Here is a 14,294-nt window from a genome sequence, read left to right as displayed (position 1 = left end):
GTTCACTTAATTTTTTGTGGCACGGCATTGCGCCACTGAGTGTGTCATTTCATACCGTCCGTACTGCGGTCATCATTTCCAGATAAAGCCACCAGCCAGTAAAGATCTGCATCCTGCATGCGTGGAATCGTCCTGAAAACCCATTTATACCTGCTAATAATGGCGATATTTACGCCATTCAACCTTGCGCTGATTATACAAACCTTAGAATTGCTTGTAGTGATTAAAAGCGGAGCAGTCTATGGAACAAAAGGTGAGCAGTATTGAGGTGGCCGATCTGTTAATTCGCAGGAAGGACTATATGACGGTGGCCGAGGTCACTAAGCTGGTGGAAGAGGAATACCCGCACCTGATGGTTAATACCGGCATTATCTCGAATATCCTGCGCTCCTTTGTCCGTTCGCCGTTCGCACAATGCCGGGTACATCCCGACGCCTATCCCCGGCAGTATCGTCTGGAGGCCATGAACGGCTACATTTTCAAGGTGAGGGGAAGAAAGGATCTGAATTACGACTCGCTGTGTGTGGAAAGCGCTACAAAGCGTGTGCTGCAGAAGAAGGAAATGGAACAGCTGTCGATATGCGCGCTGGCGCGGGAATTGATGGATATGTGCAGACGGGGAAGAATGGAAAATGCCCCGCTCATGTGAACGGGGCAGAGCGACTTAGCCTGAAACTCTGTGGCGTGGCAGCTTTAAGGCGCTCGATGCAACACCTTTGGGTGCTTCTTCAACGCGCATGGATGAATTGTCATCCTCATTATGAGTAACTCTAACCGCCTCCGGCTGACTCTCGGCCTGTGCTGGTTGAGCGGCTTCGCTGGAATTATCCTCGGCCTGTGCCGGTTGAGCCTTCTCAGCTGGTGGCGCTGCAACGACAGCGGCTGCTGGTTCTGCCACTGGTGCCTGTACCGGCTGCATACCAGGCGTCGGCGGCGTGGTTTCACCCAGCGTGACACTGATTAGCGAAAGCAGGCGCTGCAGCCGCTCACGCTTGGTCATGGTCATGAACGTATCAGCATACGTCTCTTCCATCAGCGCGAGGATTGGTGCAAGGCCCATCATTTCGACTGCATAGCCTGATCGAATGACGTTGATCACAAAGGCGCGTTTTGCGGGATTCGTCTTCAGCTTGTTGTAGTCTTCGAGCATAGAGCGGCTGAAAAGCCCGCCTTCCTCAAGCCCGGTAAATTTAATCACCTGTGCCATAGTTAGCCCTTCTCGTTGGTCCGGCTACGGATATCGCTGACAGACGCCGCACTATTGATATCCGCCAGAATATCGGCCTCTGAGGCCTGCAGCGCCAGATAGACGCCACGCGCTATAGCCATTTCAGGGTTATTCGGCACAACAACAACATCATGCCAGTCAGCGGTGTGATCGGTCAGTCCTGGCAGCTTGCCTGCGATGTAGTTAGCGCCGCCACCAACAACCAGCACGACGTCAACATCACGGGTATTACGGTGCAGCGCACGCACGTCTTGCCAGATTTTCTCTGCCAGCTCAGATGCGGCCTGGTCGATGACTTCGCTGATATCAATACGTTTCGATTTAGCGCTTTCCAGACGGGAACCGATATAACCCTGACGAATGATGGCATCCACGCTATCGACGCTGAGATCAGATGCGCCGAACGATTTACCCAGCTTTTCTTCAAATTCTGGCAGCAGCGCATGGACGCGCTCAATCATCTTCTGAACGCCGTGCTCATAGCTGGCCTTCTTCACAGGCATCAGGTCTTTATCAACGAGAGCGATATCACAGGTGAAGCGTCCCAGGTCTACAACCAGCGTCTGCTCAGCGTCGGCCAGCTCCGGATTATCAGCCTGTGCCGAAACGATGGCAGGAACGGCTTCAGGGAATACTTCGACGTGAATGATGTTAGCCGGTTCGCTGCCGTCGCGGTAATTGGTGACAGGCGTTTTCAGGCTGGCAACCTTTTCACGGATACGGGCTTCATTAATCACACCCATAGCGCTATAAAACTGGTTCACCGGCAATGTTTCACCAATGATCACATCACGGCCACCGAGGCCAGCACGGTTCAGTGCATCGGCAATCAGGACGCGGTGAGCAGGTGAGACCTGATAGTTAGGGTCACAGGTGTCATACAGGTCATAGCCTTTCTTCATGACGGTGTAAGCGCGCTCTTTGCCGCTGGCATCCGTTGTCAGCCATGTTGACTGGGATTCAGCCGCGAAAGACTGCTGGTGGCCCTCCAGTATCAGTGAGGGGGTCACAGAGGTGATCCAGCGTCCTGAGACTTCATCAGCGTAAGTCAGCGCAATGTTGCCAGAGCCTGCGTCTACTGCCACTAAAACAGCTTTATTCTTAGTCATTTAATATTATCCAGTGGTTAATTTCATACTGCGAACGAGCAATCAAAGTACCACATATTCCGGTTTTGTCCATTAGTAAGGCACTAAAACGGCTCGTTAGCTGCGATAATGATCATTAATGTGATCACTGCAAATTACAGACTCCATACCATCCCGGTTCATTGGCCTCTTTTGAACGATAAACCATGTCCAAAGTTAACTGGGATGACCACAGAAAAGCCTTCATCGAGCAGAAGGCGCAGAACGGGATAACCGTCAAAGAGTACTGTGAGCACTACGGTCTGCCGTTTAACACTGCACGCCGGGAGCTGAACGGCAAAGCGCTGGCCGCGATGCGTGATCAGGCTGGTGATCACAATCATGATCATTCGAGTGATCACGCTTCTGATCATCAAAATGATCACACCAAAAAAGAAGACCTGATCATCCGCAGAAACGGGCGCAAAGTCAGGCACAGTGCGGCTTTAGAGGGGGTGCTGGAACCACGCGCTGACGCAGCAGCGCAGCCAGGCGCGAAGAAAAAGCCCAATGCTTCACATGCCAAAAAGATCATAAATGCCGGTGATCAGTATTCCGGGCGCCCGAAGCACACCCCGAAGCCCCGCGGAGAGGGCAAACCGTTTGAAGAGGGGCATGAAACTAAGCTGGTGGCCAATCGGCGCGGCTACCCGCGGCCGGAGGATTACGAATCAGCGTTAGAGGTGCTGGGCGAGGGCGTGGAAGCCAGCGCCATGACGGTGCTGTTTGACTCGCTGGCACACATGGACCTGCTGAAGCGCACCACGGCGCGGGCGGTCGAACTGTTTGAGATTGAAGCCGACAACCTGAAGAACGGCGGCAAAAAGGATGATGACGAGGGCGGCGGCGGGCCGCACCCCATCCTGAAGATGACCAAGCTGATGATCGAGGTCGGTTATCTGGTCAATGACCACGCTACGCGGGTGGCGGCGATCGCCAGCGGCACCGATAAGAACCGGCGCGACAATGAGAAGCATGCGCTGACGCATAACGCCGGTGAGGTGATCAGCCGTGCGTACCAGCTGCGCGAGGAAAAAGACTGGGATTTACTTGAGACGGCCGAGTACATCGAGCGGCACGGCATTAAGCTGCCAGAGTCGCTGTCCAGACGCCTTGAGAACGAGCTCAAGAATGCTGAGCCGCCAGTTGATGAATCCGGGGCGGTCAGTGAGGATCAGCTGGACCGGGATGCGCGGAAATTCCGTGAACAGCAGGCCACCAGCGCGGCCTTTGTTGAGGAACGGCGCGCAGCGGTCGCGGCGCTGGTTGATGGCGGAGGATTTGGTGACGTCCAGGCGGACGGAGAGAACCGCGCCGGCGAAACAACGGGCGAGGGCAATCTCACAGGCAACTTTGACTTTATGGCCACGGCGGAGCTGTACGGTGATGATGACGATGATGTACCGCCAGAGATAGACGTCATACCAGGCGAGGATGAAGCCTGATGAGCGGTAAGAAGCGCATAAAGAGCGTCACCACGGACCCGCGCTGGCGCGATATGGTTATCCGCTACCGCTATAACTGGGCGCTGGCCGTCGTTGAGCTATTTGGCATGATCCCCACTTGGCAGCAGGAAGAGATCATGAACTCTGTGCAGGAGACGGGGAGCCAGACAACCGTCACGTCCGGGCATGGTACGGGTAAATCATCCCTGACGGCCATGATGCTGCTGATCTACATGATCATGTACCCGGATGCCCGCGTAATCATCGTGGCCAACAAAATCGGGCAGGTTAAGACCGGCGTATTCAAGTACGTCAAAACCTACTGGGCGAACGCCGCCAGACGTCACCCGTGGCTTCAGAACTACTTCACCCTGACCGACACCATGTTTTATGAGAAGTCGCGTAAGGGCATCTGGGAGGTGCTCTGTAAGGGCTATCGCCTAGGTAACGAGGAAGCGCTGGCTGGTGAGCACGCCGCACACATTCTGCTGATTCTCGATGAGGCGTCGGGCATCTCTGATAAAGCGATCGCTATCATGCGTGGTGCGCTGACAGAAGAAGATAACCGTATGCTGATGATGTCGCAGCCTACACGCCCCAGTGGTTACTTCTATGATTCGCACCATTCGTTAGCCAGACACCCGGATAACCCTAACGGCTTCTGGAATGCCATTGTGCTCAACTCCGAGGAAGCGCCGCACGTTACCCTGAAATTCATCCGCGAAAAGCTGGTGGAGTACGGCGGGCGTGACTCTCTGGAATACATGGTGAAGGTGCTGGGCCGCTTCCCGCGCAACGTCAGCGGATATCTGCTGGGGCGTGACGAGTGCGATCGCGCAGCGCGCCGGAAAGTGTATCTGGAGAAGGGCTGGGGGTGGGTGGCTACCGCCGACGTCGGTAACGGGCGCGATAAGTCGATCCTCAATATCTGCAAGGTATCCGGGTACGGCGATGCGCGCCGCGTCGTGTCGTTCAAGCTGCTGGAAATGCCCGGCACAATGGACCCGATATCGTTCGGTGACTACATCGCCAACGAATGCACCCAGGAGCGTTATCCGGGCATCACCATTGCCGTGGATGGTGACGGCGTGGGTTCAGGTACGCTAAAGCAGCTAGAGCGCCGGGGCGTGAACGCAGTCAGCATCCGCTGGGGCCAGCCACCTTTTAGTAAGAAGGTGAGAGAGCGATTCAAGAACCAGCGCGCCTGGTCGAACATCATGGCTGCTGACGCGATCCGTTCGGGCCGGATGCGCATTGATATCTCGCAGCACACCGCAGAGCAGGCTTCAAAGATTCCGTACTTCATGGATGAAATGGGGCGAATCATGATGGTGCCGAAGCCGCAGATGCGCCAGAAACTCAATATCAAGTCGCCTGACCGATGGGATACTTACTGCTTCATTTTCCTGATCGGCTACCGTCCGGCAGAAGCCGAACTGAGTGAAGATATGGCCGACTTCACGCAGAGCAAACTGGATGAACTATCGGAACTGGATGCGCTGCTGGCCTGACCACCAGCAGGCAACCACTGTAGTCAGTAAACGAATGAGAATTAGTCAAAGTGGCTGATTTACGGGCATAAAAAAGGGCGCTTATGCGCCCTTCTGTTTTACCTGCTGGTGGCAGAATACCGACTGTTATTTGCCCTGATTTTTCAGGTTACTTTCCAGCTCACGCAGCAGGCTGTACATATTGCGCATGTTCTTACCAGCGCGTGGCTCTTCGCCGCCATAGCGCTTGCGGATCTCTGGCATGGTCAGCTGTTCGGTGTCGCCTGCTGCTACCTTCTTCTCCAGCAGCGCCCAGTCGTATGCTTCCAGCTTTTCCAACAGGTCGCGGTTCTCGTCTATTTCAGCCTTAAACAGACGTGCTTCACCTGCGTCTTTTGCCTTCGCAATCTTAGCCTTTGCCCTGTTCTCAAACTGAGCGCGGCGCGTGTTCACTGTGTAGGCCACAGAGGAACGCTGCGCGGCCAGCTGCTTGCTGTAATCCACGTCTTCCATCGTGTACAACTTGGCATTCGGCAGTACTGAGCATGCTACTGGTGAGATCACGTCGTAAGAGGACGTGTAACCGCCATTGCTGTTAACGTTCAGCTTGATATCACGCTCTTTATTCAGGTTCTCACCGTAGATGAGCATGCCATGCGCGCCATAACGGAACGATTCGCCTTCGTCTTTTTTGTCGTCGGTGTAGCGCGCAGTCACCTGAATGTCAGAGTAGTTGCTGGTGCGGGCGCGGTACATTGCGCCAGGAGCGGCGGCTTCAAACGCCTTCATTTCATCTTCCAGCGACATGATGGCACCGGCAGCGAACGGAACCTTGCGCAGCTTGCCGATCTGCTTCTCATAGCGCTTCAGGATATCTTCGCGGGTGTGGTTCGCGGTCGCTGTTGCACGGAAGCGGTTAATCGTAACGTGCTTCGGCTCTATGATCAGGGTCGGCACCGGAAGGTAAAGGTTCGTCGTGATCGCGATAGAGCGCGCCTGGCGCTTCTCTTCAGCCAGGTCGGCAAAGCTCTGCCAGTCTGCCAGCAGATGCTCTGCGCGCTGAAAGGTCTTCTTGTCAGTGATAAAGCCGATCGGGCGGCATTCTTCGCCCAGGGCGTTTTTATCAATGAAAATCAGGTTGTCCGTGATGAGAGTCAGCCACTCGGTCTGTACCTGTAGAAAATGTTTATAACGCTTCTCAAATTCTACATCGCTGAAGTTAGGCATAATTGTATTCCAAAAATATTAATGAGCGGTACAAGTCTCTCTGGACTTAATGCAGGCGAATATAGACAGAATCAGTAGCCATGTAAAATCAACTCTCCTTAGAATTGCAATAATAAGAATAGTCTGCAATGTGCATCTGTCAGATATTTCTGCTGTACACGCCAATTAACGAAACTGTGTGTTCAGGATTGTGTAACAGGTATCAGCTGCAAAGCGCCTGGGACAATGATCCCAACCGATAATAGTTACCATAGGCAATTAAATTGCATGCCAAATGATCATATATGAAGGCATGGTGTCGATCACCTACAATAACGTAACGAATTTGCAAATTTTTCGATTTAGCTACTCTTGCAGGTAGTCACTGGTCAAAAAGTGTCAAAATAGGAAACTTTAAATAATAAGTGTTATATAAAGTTTCCCTCATTTCATGTATGCTTGATCAGTGGTTGATGATCAAATGATCAGATAGCCGGAGCCGCTGGCAAAGTGTCTACTTTCTGAGCGGTCCTGCACCTGGCGTCGCTACGTGAAATCTGACGCATCACACCCCTGCGGTTTTCGTAGATTTTGCGTAGCGTTGTCTCTCTGATTTAGGGTGAAATATAAAAATGAAACATCTGGCTCAAATAAAGACCGGCGCACTCCCGGCTGAATTAACGCAATTAACGCCGGAAGACATTGCAAATAATCTGCGCAGATTTATCGCAGATAAGGCCGCTTATTCCGAGAATACTTTCCGCGACCTGTTATCTGTTATCCGGCGCTGGGCCTTCTGGTGTAACGAGCGCGACGTGGGCTATCTGCCGATCGACCCGGAGCTGGCGCGGGAGTACTTTCTGCAAATGGCAGAAAGCGGTCTGGCATCGAGCACGATCGACAAGCACTATGCCATGATGAACATGCTGTGCCGGGAAAGCGGCCTGCCGGACCTCCGGGGAAGCGTGGACCTGAAACGATCCATGAAGCGCATCCGGCGCGAGGCCGTTTTGCAGGGTGAACGCACCGGCCAGGCTGTGCCGTTCCGCCTGCCGGACCTGCAGCTGCTGTCGCACCTCATGGGCCGCTCCGACCGGCTGACCGATCAGCGCAATCTGGCGTTCCTGTTTGTGGCATACAACACCCTGTGCCGTATGTCCGAGCTCAGCCGTATCCGGGTGCGCGACCTGGATATCAGCGATAGCGGCCATGTGGTGATCAACCTGTCCCACACTAAAACGATGGTGACGGCCGCGGGCGTGATAAAGCACCTAAGCCGCGCCGCTGCCGGTCATCTGATGCACTGGCTGGAGCTGTCCGGGCTGATTCATCACCCGGACGCGATGGTTTTCGGTCCGGTCCGCCACAACAACACGGCTGGCGTCTCTGAAAAGCCAATGTCAGCACCGGCGACCGAGAAGATTTTCAAAGACGCATGGGATCTGCTGGGAAAAGAGCCGGTCCAGGACAATAAAGGCCGGTACGCCAAATGGTCCGGCCATAGCGCCCGCGTGGGTGCCGCGATGGATATGGCCGAACGAGACGCGACGATTACTCAGATAATGCAGGAAGGCACCTGGCAGGATCCAAAAACCGTTATGCGCTACCTTCGCCGCTCTGAAAGTCAGAAAGGAAAAATGTCGGGCATACTTGACGGAGAATAGAGAATTAGATTTATTAAAATCTAAAGAAATAATAATTGTAACGTCATCATTTATCCCCCACAATTCGGGCCATCCCGCATCCTGCGAATACCGATGGCCAGACAACAAATCTTACTTACGCGCACGTTTTCCATTGACGGCCACCAGCTGACCTTTACCGCCATCGAGCGCGGCGGAGTGGCGCTGGTGGAATATGGCGTGTCTACGCTGTCAGAAGCCGCACCACTACTGACCCTCGAAAAACCCAGGATCGACCAATATAGCGCCTGCTACTACGTGGAAAACATCACCGACCGCGCTGCAAATAAACTACTGGAGTATTTCAGAAGTGAATTTGCCGCAGTTGTCGGGCTGGTGGACCGCGCTTTCACCCGGCAGGAAACCAACACCTTAAGCAGCCGGGAACGGCTCTTTTCGGGGAAATAATGTCTGTTACCGGCAACGTCGTTAACTTCTTCGTGGCTGTGGCAATGGCACACGATGTCTCTAACCCTATCGGCACTTATTCCAGCGGCTCCTACGTCGATTCCTGCACCGGTCAGTACTGGGGCGAGGAAATATTCAGGCACCCCAAAACCGTCGCATCTCTCGTTAAATATGGCGCGATCGAGTACGCCCGCGATCCGGACCACGGCGAAATCATTCGCTTTGAAGACCGGCGCGAAGTGCTCAGTGAGTTTGCGCGTGGCTATGCCGACGTTGAGGACGGTCAGTGTACCGAGGAAGGCGCGATCGAGTCTGTCGTGCCGCATGCCTATCTGTCAGGCGCGCAGTTCTGCCGCAGGCGCAGCAAGCTGGGCGGCATGGCCTTCAGGCTGGATCAGGGGCGCGTGTGTCACGGCGTGGTGTGCGTTGATACGGGCGAGAAGTGGACGCAGGGCTAAAGAAAAAGGGAACCATTACTGGCTCCCTTATTCCGTTCGTTCTGGTTCAAACGTTAACCACTGGATGTAGGTATCCGAAATAAACCAATGGCAAGGATAACAGAACATTGAAGCGCCTTTTACCAAAACTTAAAGTTTTTCGCGCCCGATATCCGGAAACGGCCTCAGCTGTGCTGATGCTGTTGAAAGATGAGTGTATCGCCACGCGCCGCCGCTTTACCCGCGCCCTGCCGGACACGTCAACGCACGTCATCCGGGGAACGCTGCTGGACCTTCTGAAAAACGGACTGATTACGCGATCCATTGATAACGAGTACAGCCTGGCGGTGACTCCCGCGTATGCCGCCAGACTGACGCCCCTGAAAATGGGGAAGACCGAAGAGTACATTCTGATGCTGCTCGATCGGAACCGGTTCATCACCGCCAGACAGGTACGCCAGGAGTTTGATGTAAGCCATTCCCTATTCCTGCAGTCCGTAAAGAAACTGATTGCACGCGGGCTGGTGGAGTACACAGATGTCCCTCTCTATGAGAACTCTGTCCGTAAGCGCCGCCATTACACCTTTAAATCACCGGAGTTAAGCCATGCCTCAAATTAAGATCAAACGTCTCACACCAGACGCCAAACTGCCGTTCCGTGGTTCGGACGGCGCTGCAGCGTGGGATATCACCGCGCTGGACGTGAAAAATAACGTCGTACTGACTCAGGGCGCAACCCGTCAGCCGCGTGCGTGGTGGGTCACGACCGGACTGGCCGTGGAGATCCAACCTGGCTACTGCATGAAGATTTATCCTCGCTCCGGGCTGGCTGTGAACAACTTCCTGCGCCTGGCGAACAACGTGGCCATCATCGACAGCGATTACCGTGGCGAGATCAAACTGCGCATGATTGCCGATGAAGGCGGTCAGTTCATCGAGCCGAAGGCTGGCATGGTCATCGCGCAGGCAACGATCGAGAAAGTTGAGTCAGTCACCTGGAAAGAAGTCGATCAGCTGTCAGAAACCGCCCGTGGCGATGGCGGCTTTGGGTCTACTACGCCGGTACAGACCAACCCGACGCCTGTCGAAGACAATACCAGCACGACCGCGGCCGACTCGCAGGAGCCCGCACAGGTTGAAGAGTCAGCGGTGAATGAAACCGCCACCAGTACCAGCGCCAGCACTAAGACCACCAGCAAATAAGGCACGATTATGACTAAATACATTATCAGCAAGACCACGGCCATTGAGGTCAATGAGAAGAACGAAATCGCCCCGGAAAATCTTGAGATTGCGCTGGTGGCCGCGCTGGGCTTTGAGCCACAGGAAGTAGAAGGCGTCACTGTGTGGGCTAACAAAAATGAGCGCTACTGGCTGCTGCACAGCCAGGAATTGCCGGAGGATCCCGCTAAACGACAGGAAGCGGTAGACGCCATCAATGAGAAGACCGGCGCGCTGCCTCTGGCTCCGACGATGGATAAGAGCTTTGCGCAACTGCTCATGCGTCAGATGTCGATGAACGTCACCGGCGAGGCGTTTGTGGAAGGTTCGCTTACCGGCGCGTGGCGCGTGGAGACGGTCAGCCCGTACATGCCACATAATGCGCAGCTGCACGGCGTCCTTACCGGCAGGCTGCAGCATGTCAGTGTAGTACATACCTCATTGCCACTGGCCGTGTGCGTCCTGTTCCTCCAGGCATTGGGCGTTGGCCAGCATGCTTACGTGTACATCCCGGACGGCGCAGAGGCTGAGCCACAGCTGATCTACATCACAGTTCAGAATGAGAAAGCCCTGAAGGAAATGGCCCCTGAAACGAACCTTTTCCGCATGGAAGGCTTGGACAGGTTTGCGGTTGTCGGACTGGATGCTGATATGGTGAAAGAGGCCATCGAAAAGGCGCAGCTGCAGCGCACTATCCTGCTGGCAAAGGCGAAAACCGACGTCCCACAGCCTGAGCCGGAGCTGGTGGCCGCAGCGCCAGCGGCTGAACCGCAAAAAGCGGAATAAAAGGCGTTAGTGCCTGCCAGAATTTGTAGGTAACGATGCTCCAGACTGGCAATAAAAAGCCTTGTATAAATCTAAGGGTTTGGTAATTTAACAGTCGGATGTTGCTTGATTGATGTTGCCATTAGCCTTTGCTCTCCAAAGCCCCTTAATCGGGGCTTTTTTTATGCACGCAAATCGGGGTTTATGCTCCTGGTTTGTCCAGAATCAAACGTTCCTCCCCTTCTTTTACGCGCTCAATAACAATTCTACCGCTGTTATATAAATAAATACGGTGCGTCTTGGTCTGATTGTCATCCCAATAGCAAGGATCAGACTCGATGTTTTTCCAGCCATAATCTGCATTTATGGCAAGAATATTCAGACGTGTTGTAAAATCACCCGGAACAAGCCCATCAGCGTCGTCAATCTCTGTTAGCAGTCGTTTTATTAATGAAACTGCTTCCTGACGATTTGTGACAGGTGGATGGATTCGAAGTTTTTCGAAGAACAATGCTATGCGCTTGTGATGTAGTTCTTTAAGGGCAGGAGTTTTCATAAATTTTCCGAAAATTTGATTGGAGTACAGTTTACATTTGAATGGCGAGGCTTTACGAGTAAGCGACAGTAGATCAATACCGGCACATCCTTTCTCATAGCGAACATTGACTTGCACATCTGAGCATTGCTGCTTGTAGCGTCTTATACTCATACCAGGAGCTATATCACGCTGATCACAATGGAGCATTGCAATGGCCTTTCAGAGCCCCGCCCAGAACTATACTGAAACGCGCCTGAATCTGGGCGATCTGGTATCCCTTTCCCCTTACTCAACCTATCTCATGCGAAGCGAAACTGACTGCGCCGGCGCCGGAATTGTCAAAGGCTCCGTGCTGGCCATCGATCGCGCCCTGAAGCCGGTACACGGCCAGCTAATCGTTGCTGAATTTGACGGCGAACTGACATTAAGGCGGTTGCTGCTTAATCCGGTTCCCGCCCTTCAGGCGCTGGACACGGACGAAACTGTAACGCTGCTCGATGTAAGCCAGGCGCTTCCTGTGTGGGGTGTAGTGGCTTATGCCCTGACCGATGTAGCCGGGATCGGCTTTAACGGGCCAGCAGGAGAATAAACATGTTTGCGCTGGCCGATGCCAATAACTTTTATGCCTCCTGTGAAACCGTGTTCAGGCCCGATCTGCGTGGTAAACCGATTGTCGTCGTTTCGAACAATGACGGCTGCGTGATCGCACGTTCGGCGGAGGCAAAGCGCCTGGGGATCAAGATGGCGGCGCAGCTGTTTCTGAATGAGCGTTTTTTCAGGCAGAACGGTGTGCATGTGTTCAGTTCCAACTATGAGCTTTACGGCGATATGTCGGCGCGCATGATGGCCATACTGGGTGAAATGGCTGCAGGACAGGAGGTTTACTCTATCGACGAGTCATTTCTGGACGTCACCGGCATTAGCAATCTGATCCCACTTGAGACGTTTGGACACCAGATGCGTGAGCGCATCCGGCAAGAAACCGGCCTGATCATCGGCGTAGGCTTCGGCCCAACGAAGACGCTGGCCAAGCTGGCAAACCATGCCGCGAAGAAATGGACGCAGACACAGGGCGTGGTAGACCTGTCCAGCCGTACCCGGCAGCGAAAGCTGCTTCACCTGACCGACGTCGGCGATATCTGGGGTATTGGCCCTCGCATTACTAAGCGCATGCACCAGCTGGGGATCACCACGGCTCTGCAGCTGGCGGACAGCAACATCAGCATGATTCGGAAAAACTTTGATGTCATCGTTGAGCGCACCACCCGCGAGCTCAATGGCGAGTCCTGTATCGCACTGGAAGACGCGCCGCCGCCGAAGCAGAACATCCTCAACTCACGCTCATTTGGTGAGAAGATCACTGAGCTGGAGGACATGAAGCAGGCCGTCACACTCTATGCCACCCGTGCCGGAGAAAAGCTGAGAGAGCAGAACTCGCGTTGCCGACATATCAGCGTGTCGATCGCTACCGCCAGGCACGCAAACGAGCCTCAGTATTCGAATACCGCCTCATGCGTTTGCGACTACCCCACCAGCGACACACGGGACATTATTGAGTCTGCGCTACGCGGGCTGAGTGCCATCTGGCGCGACGGCTACCGGTACGCCAAAGCTGGCGTAATGCTGGGTGATTTTTATCAATCTGGTGTGGCGCAGTTTGACATGTTCAGTGAGCAGCAGCCGCGGGCAAACGCAGATGCGCTGATGGCCGCGCTGGATGCTATCAATCGCTCCGGGAAGGGGAAGATATTCTTCGCAGGACAGGGAGAGCAAGACAGCGCGTGGCAGATGAAGCGTGAAATGCTGTCACCTCGATACACCACGCGACTTGAAGACATCGTAAGAATAAAGTAAGGAAATAATCGGAAAATAGATATTAAAAAAGCCGCCTCAGAAGGCGGCTTTTGGGCGGCTTTTAACCGGTCCGGCGAACGATTTGGCTAACTCGCCCGGTTGAAAGGTCGTAAATTTCAGCAACTTTTCTCTGAGGAAGACCAGACTGGACTGCTGAGCGGATTTCCAAGTCACGTATCTTCCTGTCATGAGATTTCGTTACTTGTTCATGCTGCGCTTTTCCCAGTTCTATCTGGCGCTGCATTCCCTTTACTTTACGTTCTAACTCTTTTATGCGGTGATCATGTTCATCAATTTTTGAACCCATGATACTATCTCCCGATAAGGTTTATTGGATGCGTTTACCTGTTGGTTCACTTCTTTGGCGGAAGACCAACTGGTAGATCTGACAGTAAGCCTTTTTTTTCCTTTAATCAATACCATTCAATACTGTTTATTCATCAACATAAAAAATACATATAAAACATTCACTTAAGTTACATTGTGATTTGCAATTAAACTTATTGTTAAATTATCTAATAATAACAACACCTTACAAAATCAAAGTTTAGTTTTTTTGTCCGCCCCTAAACAAATGCGGAAAGTGAGCTTACTAACTATAGTGAACGTTACGCCCCGTCCGCATGCCGGTTAACTTATGTCCGGCGCTGGTTAATGTCTTCTCGCAGTGAGTCTCTCTCATTCTCTGCGTCCACCAGCCGCTGTGACAGCATCATCAGGCCGTTATGGTGTGAGTACGTCGCCAGGCGGGCTTCTGCTTCCTCCAGCTGCGCCTGCTGCGCGACCCATTGCTCCGTGTGCTTTTGCTTCATCGCCTCGATAAACATTTCGGCTGCCGCATCGGGATCACCCTCAAACGTCACCCTACCCTGATTCACTATAAGCTGCGCTCT

General features: G+C 53.4%; 17 protein-coding genes. 11 read left to right on the top strand and 6 right to left on the bottom strand.

The window, feature by feature from the left end; all coding sequences use genetic code 11:
- Positions 1-241: 241 nt before the first annotated feature.
- The gene (locus AABB92_RS22530) at positions 242-649 is read left to right on the top strand and encodes a hypothetical protein (protein WP_031378179.1); all 408 of its coding nucleotides are present in this window, start codon (positions 242-244) and stop codon (positions 647-649) included.
- 15 nt (positions 650-664) lie between these two features.
- Here AABB92_RS22530 and AABB92_RS22525 read toward each other — a convergent pair whose 3' ends face one another.
- Positions 665-1,207 carry a hypothetical protein gene (locus AABB92_RS22525; protein ID WP_031378178.1) on the bottom strand — a complete coding sequence of 181 codons (543 nt, stop codon included), beginning with the start codon at positions 1,205-1,207 and terminating at the stop codon, positions 665-667.
- 2 nt (positions 1,208-1,209) lie between these two features.
- On the bottom strand, positions 1,210-2,337 hold the full coding sequence (gene parM, locus AABB92_RS22520; RefSeq protein WP_031378177.1) for a ParM/StbA family protein: 1,128 nt from the start codon (positions 2,335-2,337) through the stop codon (positions 1,210-1,212).
- Between the two features lie 185 nt (positions 2,338-2,522).
- On the opposite strand from parM, the gene AABB92_RS22515 reads away from it, so the two are divergent.
- On the top strand, positions 2,523-3,800 hold the full coding sequence (locus AABB92_RS22515; protein ID WP_031378176.1) for a hypothetical protein: 1,278 nt from the start codon (positions 2,523-2,525) through the stop codon (positions 3,798-3,800).
- Entirely contained in the window at positions 3,800-5,311 is a 1,512-nt protein-coding gene (locus tag AABB92_RS22510; protein ID WP_046289630.1) for a terminase, read from the top strand. The genes AABB92_RS22515 and AABB92_RS22510 overlap by 1 nt, the downstream gene beginning before the upstream one ends.
- 126 nt (positions 5,312-5,437) lie before the next feature.
- On the opposite strand, the gene AABB92_RS22505 is transcribed toward AABB92_RS22510, so the two are convergent.
- Positions 5,438-6,517, bottom strand: a complete 1,080-nt coding sequence (locus AABB92_RS22505) for a hypothetical protein (protein ID WP_031378175.1) — start codon at positions 6,515-6,517, stop codon at positions 5,438-5,440.
- Between the two features lie 611 nt (positions 6,518-7,128).
- On the opposite strand from AABB92_RS22505, the gene AABB92_RS22500 reads away from it, so the two are divergent.
- From AABB92_RS22500 to AABB92_RS22475, 6 genes are all read left to right on the top strand, one after another.
- Positions 7,129-8,160: a tyrosine-type recombinase/integrase gene (locus tag AABB92_RS22500; protein ID WP_008927019.1), complete on the top strand. Its 1,032-nt coding sequence runs from the start codon at positions 7,129-7,131 to the stop codon at positions 8,158-8,160.
- 93 nt (positions 8,161-8,253) lie between these two features.
- Positions 8,254-8,586 (top strand): hypothetical protein, encoded by a 333-nt coding sequence (locus tag AABB92_RS22495; RefSeq protein ID WP_031378174.1) that lies wholly within the window; start codon positions 8,254-8,256, stop codon positions 8,584-8,586.
- Positions 8,586-9,044 carry a hypothetical protein gene (locus AABB92_RS22490; RefSeq protein WP_031378173.1) on the top strand — a complete coding sequence of 153 codons (459 nt, stop codon included), beginning with the start codon at positions 8,586-8,588 and terminating at the stop codon, positions 9,042-9,044. The genes AABB92_RS22495 and AABB92_RS22490 overlap by 1 nt, the downstream gene beginning before the upstream one ends.
- A gap of 107 nt (positions 9,045-9,151) precedes the next feature.
- Positions 9,152-9,643, top strand: coding sequence for a MarR family transcriptional regulator (locus tag AABB92_RS22485; RefSeq protein ID WP_046289629.1), 492 nt, complete (start codon positions 9,152-9,154; stop codon positions 9,641-9,643).
- Entirely contained in the window at positions 9,630-10,226 is a 597-nt protein-coding gene (gene dut / locus AABB92_RS22480) for a dUTP diphosphatase (RefSeq protein WP_072051052.1), read from the top strand. The genes AABB92_RS22485 and dut overlap by 14 nt, the downstream gene beginning before the upstream one ends.
- Before the next feature lie 9 nt (positions 10,227-10,235).
- Complete coding sequence (locus AABB92_RS22475; protein WP_031378170.1) at positions 10,236-11,030, top strand: hypothetical protein; 795 nt, start codon at positions 10,236-10,238, stop codon at positions 11,028-11,030.
- 181 nt (positions 11,031-11,211) lie between these two features.
- On the opposite strand, the gene AABB92_RS22470 is transcribed toward AABB92_RS22475, so the two are convergent.
- Positions 11,212-11,565, bottom strand: a complete 354-nt coding sequence (locus AABB92_RS22470) for a hypothetical protein (protein WP_152659136.1) — start codon at positions 11,563-11,565, stop codon at positions 11,212-11,214.
- Positions 11,566-11,758: 193 nt separating this feature from the next.
- On the opposite strand from AABB92_RS22470, the gene AABB92_RS22465 reads away from it, so the two are divergent.
- Together AABB92_RS22465 and umuC are read left to right on the top strand one after the other, a co-directional pair.
- A complete protein-coding gene (locus AABB92_RS22465) occupies positions 11,759-12,136 on the top strand; it encodes a peptidase (protein ID WP_031378168.1) in 378 nt (125 codons plus the stop codon).
- A 2-nt stretch (positions 12,137-12,138) separates the two neighbouring features.
- Positions 12,139-13,401: a translesion error-prone DNA polymerase V subunit UmuC gene (umuC, locus tag AABB92_RS22460; RefSeq protein ID WP_031378167.1), complete on the top strand. Its 1,263-nt coding sequence runs from the start codon at positions 12,139-12,141 to the stop codon at positions 13,399-13,401.
- Positions 13,402-13,462: 61 nt separating this feature from the next.
- On the opposite strand, the gene AABB92_RS22455 is transcribed toward umuC, so the two are convergent.
- Together AABB92_RS22455 and AABB92_RS22450 are read right to left on the bottom strand one after the other, a co-directional pair.
- The gene (locus AABB92_RS22455; RefSeq protein ID WP_046289628.1) at positions 13,463-13,708 is read right to left on the bottom strand and encodes a hypothetical protein; all 246 of its coding nucleotides are present in this window, start codon (positions 13,706-13,708) and stop codon (positions 13,463-13,465) included.
- 328 nt (positions 13,709-14,036) lie between these two features.
- Entirely contained in the window at positions 14,037-14,264 is a 228-nt protein-coding gene (locus AABB92_RS22450) for a hypothetical protein (RefSeq protein WP_152659135.1), read from the bottom strand.
- Between the last annotated feature and the right edge of the window lie 30 nt (positions 14,265-14,294).

The organism is Pantoea brenneri (genome assembly GCF_038594305.1).
GTDB lineage: Bacteria > Pseudomonadota > Gammaproteobacteria > Enterobacterales > Enterobacteriaceae > Pantoea > Pantoea brenneri.
Note: the sequence above shows the minus strand (reverse complement) of the source record. Positions and strands in the feature narration are given on the sequence as shown.

Bases quoted from the DNA above. Each gene is read 5' to 3' on its own strand.
- AABB92_RS22470 (WP_152659136.1), bottom strand. From the start codon at position 11,565: ATGAAAACTCCTGCCCTTAAAGAACTACATCACAAGCGCATAGCATTG.
- AABB92_RS22490 (WP_031378173.1), top strand. From the start codon at position 8,586: ATGTCTGTTACCGGCAACGTCGTTAACTTCTTCGTGGCTGTGGCAATG.
- AABB92_RS22475 (WP_031378170.1), top strand. From the start codon at position 10,236: ATGACTAAATACATTATCAGCAAGACCACGGCCATTGAGGTCAATGAG.
- AABB92_RS22465 (WP_031378168.1), top strand. From the start codon at position 11,759: ATGGCCTTTCAGAGCCCCGCCCAGAACTATACTGAAACGCGCCTGAAT.
- AABB92_RS22505 (WP_031378175.1), bottom strand. From the start codon at position 6,517: ATGCCTAACTTCAGCGATGTAGAATTTGAGAAGCGTTATAAACATTTT.
- AABB92_RS22500 (WP_008927019.1), top strand. From the start codon at position 7,129: ATGAAACATCTGGCTCAAATAAAGACCGGCGCACTCCCGGCTGAATTA.
- AABB92_RS22495 (WP_031378174.1), top strand. From the start codon at position 8,254: ATGGCCAGACAACAAATCTTACTTACGCGCACGTTTTCCATTGACGGC.
- dut (WP_072051052.1), top strand. From the start codon at position 9,630: ATGCCTCAAATTAAGATCAAACGTCTCACACCAGACGCCAAACTGCCG.
- AABB92_RS22455 (WP_046289628.1), bottom strand. From the start codon at position 13,708: ATGGGTTCAAAAATTGATGAACATGATCACCGCATAAAAGAGTTAGAA.
- parM (WP_031378177.1), bottom strand. From the start codon at position 2,337: ATGACTAAGAATAAAGCTGTTTTAGTGGCAGTAGACGCAGGCTCTGGC.
- AABB92_RS22530 (WP_031378179.1), top strand. From the start codon at position 242: ATGGAACAAAAGGTGAGCAGTATTGAGGTGGCCGATCTGTTAATTCGC.
- AABB92_RS22515 (WP_031378176.1), top strand. From the start codon at position 2,523: ATGTCCAAAGTTAACTGGGATGACCACAGAAAAGCCTTCATCGAGCAG.
- AABB92_RS22510 (WP_046289630.1), top strand. From the start codon at position 3,800: ATGAGCGGTAAGAAGCGCATAAAGAGCGTCACCACGGACCCGCGCTGG.
- umuC (WP_031378167.1), top strand. From the start codon at position 12,139: ATGTTTGCGCTGGCCGATGCCAATAACTTTTATGCCTCCTGTGAAACC.
- AABB92_RS22525 (WP_031378178.1), bottom strand. From the start codon at position 1,207: ATGGCACAGGTGATTAAATTTACCGGGCTTGAGGAAGGCGGGCTTTTC.